Raw genomic sequence first — 10421 nt, 5'->3', positions numbered from 1 at the left:
CCAGCGGCCGCGCGGGTCGTTGTACCGCTCGATGCGGTAGCCGGCGCGGCGCAGCATCGCGTGGGCGCCCTCGATCGCCTCCTCCGCAGTGGCGCCCTCGACCTCTCGGACGGTGTAGCCGGCGAGGCGTTGCAGACGGGCCGGCGTCTTCGGCGGGCGCGAGCGCATCGCCTGGAAGTGGTGCTTCGTTCGCGGGATGATGCAGCCGATCAGCGATACGAACAGCAGCAGGTAGATGCTCGAGAACCACGCCGAGGTGTAGGTGTCGAAGGCCTGGACCTTGTCGAGCAGCGGCGCGAGGTCCGGGTTGTCGATGAAGTACTGGGTGACGCCGTTGGGGTCGGAGGAGCGCTGCGGCACGAGCGAGCCCGGCACCGCCGCGATCGCGAGCAGCAGCAGCAGGAACAGCGCGGTGCGCATGCTGGTGAGCTGGCGCCACATCCAGCGGACCCACCCGGTGAAGCCGAGGGTGGGCTGCGTGATAGACCCGTCGGAGTCGAAGTGGTCGGCCGGGCGGAAGTTCGCATCGGTGCGAGCCTGAGCCGTGTCGGGCTCGCGCGCGAGAGACGCGTCGTGGTCAGATCGCTGATCGGACGTCATGGATCACCGCGCCGAGAGCGTTGCAGGCGAGCGCACTGCTCGCCCCGCCGGCCATCAGCAGCCCGCTGACGGCTGCACCGCGACGGCGGAGGCGGGGACGATAGCGAGCTTGTCGTCGCGCACGAGCTGGATTCGATCAGCAGTCACAAGTCCTCAGTGTATGGACGCCGCTCGATGTCCGGCTGACGCCGCCGAGCCGGTGAGCGACGCGGCGGCCACACTCGTCACGATCGGCCTCCGCGAGCCCGCGTAGCTCGAAACGTTCCGCTCACCGATCCCGTTACGGGAGGTTCGACCGGCGCTGCCCTCCGGATCTCTACCGAACGCCGAGTGCGGGACATCAACGGTTTGATGACGTTTGCGGCGCTCGTGATGAGAGCAGGAGCGCGCAATGCTTCACTGACCTGCATGAGGCAGGGACGGACAGCAGGGCTGACATCCATTGTCGTCGCGGCAGGCATGGTCTTCAGCGTTAGCGGCTGCGCCGGCGTGACTTCGAGCTCGGCCGGATCCTGCGCCGCAAAGGCGGTCGAGCTTCAAGAGTCGACCTTGCAACCAGACGGAGTGGTCCGGCTCAGCGCCGACTTCATCTGGGAGACGTGTGAAGACACCGGAGGCACGAGCCGCGCAGCTTCGGACGTCACGGTGACCATCACCCCTTCCGCGAGCGGCGAAGAGATACTCCTCGGCCGACCGATACCGAAGGGCGAACGATCCACTGTCAACGAGTCCTTCGACCTCCCCGCCGACCTGCCCACCGGCCCCGCTGTTCTTGCCCTACGCTCACACAGCGGCGACCCGATCGAGATCGAACTTTCTCTCGAGATCACAGCACCGCCAGCCACCTGAGACGGGCCACGAATCGGCACCTCGCCAGCCGTTCAACCGATCAACCATCTCTGCACGACGACCAGGACGGTCATAGATCAACCGCTCCCGCCCGCGAAGCAGTATGTCGCTCCCAAGAGGGGCATACCTCTTCGTCTGTCACCTACGCCGGAAGGCTTGGTAGAGCGCACCCACAAGGATCAGGGGACCGATCACAAGGAGGACCCATGTTCTCGGGTCTTCGTTGGCGCGAGTGCACACGCCTGGCGCGTTCACGTAGTCCATACAGCTCCCTGATAGGTCGCTTGAGAGAAGAAACCCCGCCACGAGGACGATGACCGCGAGAGCAATCCAGCGCCACCGGACGCGACGCTTCACTGGTTCACCCGCGACCAGAACGTTTGTCGGAATGAGGGGTGATGGTAGAAGGAGTTCGCACTTGAAACGCCGCGACCTCCTCGAGCATCGAACCCGACTGCAAAGATCGGGGCTCCTGCCGACGCGAACGAGAGCAGTCGAGTTTGATTCTGAGTCATCCGCTCCCTGCCTCTCTTATCCAGTCGAAGCTCCTCGATCGTCGTCACCGCACACCAGGACTGTCAATGAAGACGTTTTCGCTCAGCGGCGTCCACGTCTCTTCGACTCTCCCGCCGTCCGGGACGACATGGAGAGTGTTCCGGTCGACCGTGGAGTCGAACCCGCCGACGCCGCAGCTTTGGTTCCATGTGTCCTCGTCAGCGAAGCTCGTCAGGCACGTCGTCTCCGGATCGCTCGTGCGCGCCAGGAACAGCGACCGGTCGCCGACTCGGCCGACGAGCCGGGAGCTGGTCTCGTCCATTTTGGACGAGGAGGCCCGCGGGGGCAGCGTCGGGAACGTATCGGCGTCGGTCGCCGCCCGGTCGAGGTCCGCGAAAGTGAGCGGCGGCCGCTCGGCGGTGGTGAAGCACCCGCTCAGCGAGGCCGCGCCCGCGGCAGCGATGGCCGTGATGGCGAGGGTTCGAGCGGTCACCCTTGCGATGCTGCGCGGTCGACTTGTCCAGGTCACGAGGTCAGCTTAGGAAGCGCGAGACCAGGATGTGCCCTTTCCGGAAACTAGGGTGAGGGGATGTTCTCCGCGCTCGGCACCGCGTTCCTCGCGGGCGCGCTCGCTCTCCTCTCCCCCTGTGCCGCACCGATCCTCCCCGGCATCGTCGGCGCCCTCACCTCGACAGGGGACGGACGGGCCCGACCGTCTCGGCAGGTGTGGTCGATTCTCGCGTTCGCGGTCGGGGCCGCTCTCGTACTGATCGGATCCGTGGCCCTGCTGCTCGCGTTCGGCGCGAACGTGAACCTCGCCCGGCCGCCGTACACGTTCATCGCCGGCGGACTGCTCATCGCCGCCGGCCTCTACTCCCTCGGCTTCCTCCGGATCCCCTGGATCACGAAAACGTCCACCCCGGGCGGCTCGGCCGCGAAGGCACTGCTGCTCGGAATCAGCTGCGCCGCCGTCTGGTACCCCTGCCTCGGCCCATCCCTCGCCATCGCCTACGGCCTCGCCTCCAACATCGACACCGTGGGACTCGGCGTCGCGCTGGGGTTCGTCTACTTCCTCGGCATGCTCACCCCGCTGTTCCTGCTCGGACTCGTCCTCGCCCGCGCAGCACGCTCACGCCGCTGGCTGCGCCGCATCGGCGCCTACGCCAACAAGGCCGTCGCCGTGCTCCTCATCGTCATCGGCGTCCTCGTCATCACCGGGCTCTGGAACTCCGTGTCGCTGTGGATCGTGGACAACTCAAGCTGGTTCCCCACCCTCTGACCCTCGGGCGGGATCGCCACGCAGCAACGTATGAAGCAAGGCGCCGGCCCCTCCGGTGAGTACACGGCGAACACGCGACCACCTGTTTCAGGGTCTGATTTGTCGCGCACTGCGCGCATTCGCCCTTTGCAAGAAGAGCACCACTATGCAAAAAGACGACGGGGTGCCAATGATTAGCAAGAATGGTATTATCAGAAACCCAAAAGCGCTGGCAAGGGTTGCGGGAATTAAACAGACCCCAAATGCAACTAACGAAATAAGCCAAGCGTTTCTCGTGATACTCAGTGGTTGATGAGAACCCCCATTAGTGCTGCCACTAATAGACCTCGATATCTTCGCGGTCAAGGGCGACAGCGCGAGAAGAACTACAGCAACTAAAGCAAACGGCCACGCGTATTCAAAAACTGCATCTGCCAGCGTGTATTGCACTCCCGAGGCCGCTTCACGCATCGGTCCAGCAATCATAAGAGCAGATACCGTGTAAGAAACCCCTACAAGCAGGGCTATCCACGCGTGCGCAAGAAAACTTGCTCCTATTGTTGCCGAAGCGGAAAGGTCACTTGGTCGACTCGAAGGCACGAGTTGAACCTAGCCGAACCTACGACCGGCGACGGCGAGAGTTGTCCGGGCCTGCGTCGCGCGCGTTCGTCCTCAGACGCGCACTCGGGCTCGGTCCGCTACGGGCAACGGAGACCCCCGATCGGCGCCCTCAGCCGGCCGCTGCCATCCGCTGAACGATCCCCATACGGGATGCGCCCAGAACGGCCGAAGCCGCTCACCTCGTGCCATTACCTCGTGCCATGCGCACCCTTGAGCGGCTACTGCTCGCGGCGCTCATCACTGCTGCCTGCGCTCTTGTGGCGATGATCACCCTCCTTGGGCTGGCCTCCCTCGACTTCCCTCGGGACACGATTCCGCCATACGACCTCACCCCATCGATCCATCCAACCGCTCGTCCGATACCTCAGAAGATCGATGGCTGACCGGTCAACGATCTCTATACGGAACGTTCCGTGGTCTGCTCAACCGACGATCACGGCGGTGCGCAGAGCCAGAACCCAGCTGGTGACGGCGCCGACCATGCCCATGGCGAGCAGCAGCCACCGCCATCGAGCGTGGAAGCGCGTGCTGAGACGCATCGCTACGACCAGGAGAACGAGGGTCGCGAGGGCGACAGAACAAAGAGCCGGCCACGCGACGTGGAACCCCGTGCACTGAGGCGGAAGGGACTCGTTGCACGCGAACGAGAATCCGTCGAGGAAGACGCCCGCGACGAGGGCGAGGAGAGTGATTGCGCCCGCGATCGCTGCGGAAGCCTTGAGCGACAGCGTCTGCACAACATCACTATCGGACCAACGGGTGAACGGCAGGAGCGCGCTGGACCACTCGGGTCAGATCCGCATCGGTGAACGATCCTCTTACGGGACGGCCATTGCGCTGACCGGGAGACTCTCCGGCTAACGTGGCTACATGCGGCAGATCGTCCATCTTCATCGGAGGGCCGCTCTCTGTGCTGTACCCGTCGGCGTGGTGCTGGGTGCGCTGCTCGGTCTGGGATTGGTCCTTACGGGTAACTCCGACTTCCGCGAACAGGGCGGGTGGGGCGCCTTCGCCTACTTGATTATGGTGGGCGCCATTATCGGTGGGGTCAGTGCCCTGGCTGCCGTCGCCGGAGGATTCGTGGCGATTCTGATCACTCTGCGGTCGGGACGAGCCACCGAGTCGTCCCCGCTGATCAGCCCTATTGGGCCGGCCGTAGGGTCGAGCGTTCCATGGGTTGTTGCGGCCGGCGTAGCTGCCGTCGTGGGTGATCCGATGACGGCGGGGATCGCTGTCGGTCTCGGTGTCGTGGCGGCTGTAGTCGGCGGGGTGAGTGCTGCACTACTTCTTCGAGGGGTGAAGTACTCGAGCATCACTACTGCGGCTGACGATTCCGGCGCGCTCACGTCGGTTGTGCAGACGAACTCGAAGACCTGAACGTTCACGGTCATCTGCACGAGGTTTGGGACGCAGCGACGAGCTGTGCAGGCGACCGTGAGGAACGACAGGCGCTCGGTGTCGCGTCTGCGTGCACCGATGAACGATCCCCATACGGGACGACCTCTTCTGGCCTGGTTTCAACTCACCGTCGCGGTGATATCTCTTCGGTAGAGGCGATCCCCTCTCCGGAGATGTCCACCTGGACCGGCGCGGTGCTGTCGAGGCCTCCGGGTGCGTCGAGCACGAAGCTCCACAGAGCGGAGTCCTCCTGGCATCCGCCGGGGTCGACCTGTTGCTTCGTCTCGATCAGCAGGCGATCCGGAGCCAGGACTTCGATCGCTACGGGAACGACGGGGCAGTTTCCACTTCCCGTCAGGGTCAACTCGAACCCATCACCGTCATCGAGCCAGCGAACGCGACTCGCCTCGTACCCCGCGACCCCGCCCCGATAGAAGGAGCGATACACCGCACCTTCCGGAGCCGGCTCACTCGACCCGATCCCCGGCAGCCTCTGCGACTCACCACGCGCGCAGCCGAGCATCAACAACCCGATTCCGCAGATCCCAACCACCATCACTGCACGCCCTCGCATGCGCGACAGCCTAAGCGGCTCGTCCGATCACAGGAGCGACTGGAGATCGCCCGGACCTGCCCCCGCTCGAACGCGTGCTCCACGATGGAGCCGCAGCATCAGAATGCGTCTATAACCGATCCCCTAACGGAACGCTGATCAGTCAACCTTTCAACGATCTGATGATCGTTCGCTGTACTCCTGATGCAGGCGACAGCACGGAGTGCTTCACTGACCCGCATGACGCACAGACGAACAGGACGAGCGACGTCTCTCGTCGCCGCGGCCGCCATCACGCTGAGTGTCAGCGGTTGCACCGACATCACATCGAGCTCGGCAGGATCCTGCTCGCCCAAAGTGGTCGAACTTCACGAGTCAACTCTGCACCCCACCGGAGTCGTCCACCTCAGCGCCGACTTCATATGGGAGACGTGCGAGGACACCGGAGGCACGAGCCGCTCCGCCTCAGACGTCACGGTCACCATCACCCCCTCCGCGGGCGGCGAGGAAGTACTGCTTGGCCGACCGATCCCGAAGGGCGAACGGTCGACGGTCGACGCGTCCTTCGACCTCCCTGCCGATCTGCAAACCGGCCCCGCCGTGCTCGCCTTGCGCACACACAGCGGTGACCTGATCGACGTCGAACTTCCGATCGACATCACCTCAGCGCCCGCCACCTGAACCCAGCCTCGCGGCCGAGAAGATACGACCGGCGAGCGATCCGCATACGGGACGCTTCAACTTGCCGATGGTGCGTAGGCTCCAGTCGTGGACTCTCCGGTTCGACACCATCGACAGGCAGGCATCATCAATCCCGCCTCAACGCTTGACCTGCCCGCGTCGATCACTTGCTTCACGTACTACCGTCCTCGCGCCGGCAGCAACGATGACGCCTTCGCTGATCGGATCGTGATCGAGCGGTGCGACGGCATGTACTTACTCGAAGGCCCTTCGCTGAGTTACCCCAACCTGCAACTGAAAGTCGAGTACTCCGGGGATGCTCCGGAAGGTCACTTCGTCAGCGTCAACGTCTCCGACCTGCGTGGGAACCGGCTTCTGCGAACGCTGTACCAGTACGCGGACGCGGACGCTCTGCGCAACGACCTCGGAGGCGGGCACGGCTTCACTGGCCTCAACTACTTCTACCGCGACGGAGCGGAACTGCAGTACTGGTGCAGCGTCGAAGCATCAGAGTGACCGGCCGACCATCCCCCAACGGGACGCTCAGCGCAGAGAGCGGCTGAGTACGATCGGGCCATGCAGCGCACAGTAGGCGGAGTTCTCATCGAGGTCACCCACGCGAGAACCGATGACGCGACTCAGACACCCGATGGTCCGATTCAGGCGTGGACGATCACCCTCTCCGGAGTAGACATCGATCACACTGCGACTGTCGGCGTCGCCGGCACCTCCACGGAGCCGAATGATGACGTGTTCGCCACTGTTCTCGACGTGGCCGTGGTGCAGTACAACTCCGTCTCCGAGGACACGGACCCGCTCGCCACCCCTGCGATCCGCGAGTGGAAGCGAGACCACGCGACCGAACTGCAGGGGCTCGTGGCGACGCTTCGAGCGACGGGCAGCTGACCGCATGGACAACGACGAAGAACGTCAAAATTTGCTGACACGCACCGAGATCCTCAACGCTTGCATCAGAGCTATCGAGAATCCCGAGAAGCTGTTTCGGGTGTGCGGGAACGTCTCGGGAGGTCGCGATGACGAGAGAGCAGCCGTCGCCGCAGCCTTCGAGGTCAGCGACATGGTGGCCAACGCGATCCTCGACTTGCAAGTGAGGCGCTTCACGCCGAGGTCGATCGAGCAGATGCGGGACGAACTGGTCCGCTATGCCCGTCGACTCGCCGAACTCGACCGCCCATAGGGCGATCACTCACGGAACGGCTGAATCTGCGTCGCGCGTAACGCTGCGAGGCCGGCCGGACACTACTAGGTATGGACGCGACGAAGAGCGGTGACGCGGAGAGCTGGGAGCGAGGCTCCTCTGGGGATGGCTCGGCGTTCGCGCTGATCTTTGATCAGCATCGTGCCCGCGTCTTTAGGCATGCGTACCGGCTCCTGGTCGACGCCGACGATGCCGAGGACGCGACAGCGATCGCGTTCCTCGAGCTCTGGCGTCGACGCGCGTCGGTGCGGCTCGTAGACGGTTCGGTTCTGCCGTGGCTGTTGGTCACCACGACCAACGCCGCCCAGAACCTCACCCGTAGCCGCCGCCGGTACCGCGCCCTTCTCGCCGCGCTCCCCCACGGTGAGCATCACCGTTCAGCCGAGGACGTCGCCCTGAGCGACGAACTCGAAGACCGGCGCCTCGCCGCGGCGCTGGGACAGCTGTCACCGACCGATCTGCACCTGGTCACGCTCGTGATGATCGAGGGCTACAGCCCCACCGACGCTGCGCCCGTGCTCGGCCTCAGCGCCGGCACGACCCGGACGAAGCTGCATCGCGCTCGGACCGCGCTGCGCGAACACCTCGGACACCCCACGCTCGACCTCTACCTCCAGTCGACGCTAGGAGAAACGTCATGACCGCCCCGCAGATGAGCGACGACTTCGCCGGCGCCTTCCGAACCGCACTCATCGACCACATCGACACTCCCGCCCGCTCACGATCCACGCGGCGCCGGTGGTGGCTCGGCGGAGGAATCACAGCCCTCGCCCTGTTCGCCGGCACCGCGACCGCCGCCGCCACCGGCCTCCTTCCCCTCCCCGGAGCGACGGACATCACCACGATCAGTACCACGACCACCGGCACCTTCACCGGCACCGACTCCATCGACCTCGGCGCCACTCCCGACGACGCAAACGGCGTCTTCCTCTCACTGCGCTGCCTCACCCCGGGCCGATTCAACTTCCCGGACGGATCGAGCCTCAGCTGCTCCTCGACCGACTTCGGAACGGGGACCGAACCGGGCATCGCACCTTCGCTCTTCCCCCTGTCGAACGTCATTGACGGCAGCGTGCAGATCACCACGTCACCGAACGCGCGCTGGTCGATGACCGCTGCTTACGCGACAGCAAGAACCACCGAGTGGGCGACCAACGAGCAAGGGCAGAGCTACGGGGTCATCAACGAGAACGGCGACCCGGACCTGATCGCCGTCACCGCTGACGACGGCGGGCAAGGGTACGTGCGCCGGAGTGACCTCGAGGACGCGGACGGCACCACCGCGCAACGCTCCTTCACCACCCCGGAAGACGCCCTCGAATGGCAGGAGGAGAACGAGGGAATCACGCACACCATCCCCGTCTACGCCACAGACGGAACCACCAAAATCGGTGACTTCACCGTCGGCTGACGCACCTGCGTCTACTGACTCGGTGCCCCATCCCCATACGGGACCGTCGCTCGGTGGAGAGGGACCCCGCGCAACCGCTCGACCCACGCGCACGACTGCAGCGGAGCCACTAGTTGACTCATAGTGCGAGCGTTGGAGTATGGTTCAGATCATGGCCGGCGAGATGCGAGAGACGACGTTCTGGATCTTGACCACGTTGGCGACAGGTCGGCGCCACGGTTACGCGCTCCTCCAGGAGATCGAGGAGCAGTCCGAGGATCGCGTGCGCCTTCGAGTGACGACGCTCTACGCGGCACTTGAACGGCTCGATACGGAGGGTCTTATTTCTTCCGATGGAGACGAGCGGATCAACGGTCGAGTCCGTCGCTACTTCCGACTGACTGACGCCGGCCGTACTGCGCTCGGTGTCGAGGTCGATCGCATGGAAGCCAGCGCGCGCCGAGCGCGGGCGAACCTCGGACTCGTTCCCACCGCAGCGATCCGACCTGGCCACGCCCCCGATTGGAGAACGGCATGACGACGAACGATGACGCCTACCGAGCCGACCGCTTCCGACGCGCGTTGCGCTGGTACCCGCCCGTATGGAGGGCGGAGCACGGTGAGGTGCTGCTCGGCATCCTGTTGGACGAAGCCGACGACGCAGGCCGGTCCCGCCCCACGCTCGGACAGCGAGTCACTTTGATGGTCGGTGGGGTGCGTCACCACTTCCGTTCGCACGCTGGCCGATCGCCGGCCGCGATCATTCCGCTCGCTCTAGCCACGGCGTTCTTCATCTTCTACTTCACGATCAACTGGTCACCGGGGATCAACTATCCCGGCGCGATCGGACCGTTCACCAATCCCTCCGTCTTCGCGGGAGCCGCTTTCGTTGTCGCGCTCGGGCTCGCGATGGCCGGACGAACAGGTGCCGCCCGCGGCATGGCACTGGCGGCTTCTGCCGCGGAACTGATCATCGCTTTCGTGTCGGCGTCCGCAGGGTGGCTTGGTCCCGGCCTCTCGACAGCGGCGCCTATCGCAGCGCTCGGCCTGCTCACAGCGCTCCCCTGGCGCGGACGAGTCACCGCCGCGGTCTCGACGCTCGTACTCATCGGCCTGCCTGTCCTGCTGATCGGAATCGAGGCGCTCGGAGCAATGGTCTTCCCGATGTACCCAGCGCTGCCGGCTGGACTGCAACTCCCCATCGTGTGTGGCGTGTTGCTGGCGATCGGACTCGCCGCGAGCCGAGCAGCGCGACTCGAAAGGAAGCTGCCCGGCGCCCTAGACGCCTGACATGCTGAACGCGGGCTTCATCATTCGCAAACGGATCCGCAGCCGAGATCCCGGAGTGGAACAGAAC

Annotated in this window: 15 protein-coding genes; 11 read left to right on the top strand and 4 right to left on the bottom strand. The window is 64.8% G+C overall.

All coding sequences use genetic code 11. The annotated features are described in order from the left end of the window. Positions 1–600, bottom strand: a 600-nt coding sequence (locus tag C5C44_RS14195; protein ID WP_146084355.1) for a cytochrome c biogenesis protein ResB, incomplete at its 3' end; no start/stop codon positions are given. Between the two features lie 330 nt (positions 601–930). On the opposite strand from C5C44_RS14195, the gene C5C44_RS14190 reads away from it, so the two are divergent. Beyond that, the gene (locus tag C5C44_RS14190) at positions 931–1449 is read left to right on the top strand and encodes a hypothetical protein (protein ID WP_146079334.1); all 519 of its coding nucleotides are present in this window, start codon (positions 931–933) and stop codon (positions 1447–1449) included. A 559-nt stretch (positions 1450–2008) separates the two neighbouring features. Here C5C44_RS14190 and C5C44_RS14185 read toward each other — a convergent pair. Further along, positions 2009–2437, bottom strand: coding sequence for a hypothetical protein (locus C5C44_RS14185; RefSeq protein ID WP_104234412.1), 429 nt, complete (start codon positions 2435–2437; stop codon positions 2009–2011). 96 nt (positions 2438–2533) lie between these two features. Between C5C44_RS14185 and C5C44_RS14180 the strand changes: the two genes are divergently transcribed. Then, the gene (locus C5C44_RS14180) at positions 2534–3223 is read left to right on the top strand and encodes a cytochrome c biogenesis CcdA family protein (protein WP_104263156.1); all 690 of its coding nucleotides are present in this window, start codon (positions 2534–2536) and stop codon (positions 3221–3223) included. 1022 nt (positions 3224–4245) lie between these two features. Here C5C44_RS14180 and C5C44_RS14175 read toward each other — a convergent pair. After that, entirely contained in the window at positions 4246–4560 is a 315-nt protein-coding gene (locus tag C5C44_RS14175; RefSeq protein ID WP_104336067.1) for a hypothetical protein, read from the bottom strand. 133 nt (positions 4561–4693) lie between these two features. Here C5C44_RS14175 and C5C44_RS14170 point away from each other — a divergent pair, with 133 nt between their 5' ends. Continuing rightward, entirely contained in the window at positions 4694–5200 is a 507-nt protein-coding gene (locus C5C44_RS14170) for a hypothetical protein (RefSeq protein ID WP_146076974.1), read from the top strand. 145 nt (positions 5201–5345) lie between these two features. Here C5C44_RS14170 and C5C44_RS14165 read toward each other — a convergent pair whose 3' ends face one another. Beyond that, positions 5346–5777: a hypothetical protein gene (locus C5C44_RS14165; RefSeq protein WP_181132856.1), complete on the bottom strand. Its 432-nt coding sequence runs from the start codon at positions 5775–5777 to the stop codon at positions 5346–5348. Between the two features lie 237 nt (positions 5778–6014). On the opposite strand from C5C44_RS14165, the gene C5C44_RS14160 reads away from it, so the two are divergent. The 8 genes from C5C44_RS14160 (at position 6015) to C5C44_RS14125 (ending at position 10354) form a co-directional block, all read left to right on the top strand. Further along, entirely contained in the window at positions 6015–6455 is a 441-nt protein-coding gene (locus C5C44_RS14160) for a hypothetical protein (RefSeq protein WP_146084353.1), read from the top strand. Positions 6456–6542: 87 nt separating this feature from the next. Continuing rightward, on the top strand, positions 6543–6971 hold the full coding sequence (locus C5C44_RS14155; RefSeq protein ID WP_146084352.1) for a hypothetical protein: 429 nt from the start codon (positions 6543–6545) through the stop codon (positions 6969–6971). Positions 6972–7031: 60 nt separating this feature from the next. Then, entirely contained in the window at positions 7032–7361 is a 330-nt protein-coding gene (locus tag C5C44_RS14150; RefSeq protein ID WP_104336063.1) for a hypothetical protein, read from the top strand. Positions 7362–7365: 4 nt separating this feature from the next. Beyond that, on the top strand, positions 7366–7653 hold the full coding sequence (locus C5C44_RS14145; protein WP_104336062.1) for a hypothetical protein: 288 nt from the start codon (positions 7366–7368) through the stop codon (positions 7651–7653). Between the two features lie 71 nt (positions 7654–7724). After that, positions 7725–8315: an RNA polymerase sigma factor gene (locus C5C44_RS14140; protein WP_104336061.1), complete on the top strand. Its 591-nt coding sequence runs from the start codon at positions 7725–7727 to the stop codon at positions 8313–8315. Further along, a complete protein-coding gene (locus C5C44_RS14135) occupies positions 8312–9085 on the top strand; it encodes a peptidase M56 family protein (protein WP_104336060.1) in 774 nt (257 codons plus the stop codon). The genes C5C44_RS14140 and C5C44_RS14135 overlap by 4 nt, the downstream gene beginning before the upstream one ends. A gap of 139 nt (positions 9086–9224) precedes the next feature. Continuing rightward, the gene (locus C5C44_RS14130) at positions 9225–9602 is read left to right on the top strand and encodes a PadR family transcriptional regulator (protein WP_219812216.1); all 378 of its coding nucleotides are present in this window, start codon (positions 9225–9227) and stop codon (positions 9600–9602) included. Further along, positions 9599–10354, top strand: a complete 756-nt coding sequence (locus tag C5C44_RS14125; protein ID WP_104258130.1) for a hypothetical protein — start codon at positions 9599–9601, stop codon at positions 10352–10354. The genes C5C44_RS14130 and C5C44_RS14125 overlap by 4 nt, the downstream gene beginning before the upstream one ends. The last annotated feature ends 67 nt before the right edge of the window (positions 10355–10421 follow it).

The sequence above is a fragment of the Rathayibacter sp. AY1F6 genome, from assembly GCF_002932035.1.
Taxonomy (GTDB): domain Bacteria; phylum Actinomycetota; class Actinomycetes; order Actinomycetales; family Microbacteriaceae; genus Rathayibacter.
This window is presented reverse-complemented; position numbering and strand designations above follow the sequence as displayed.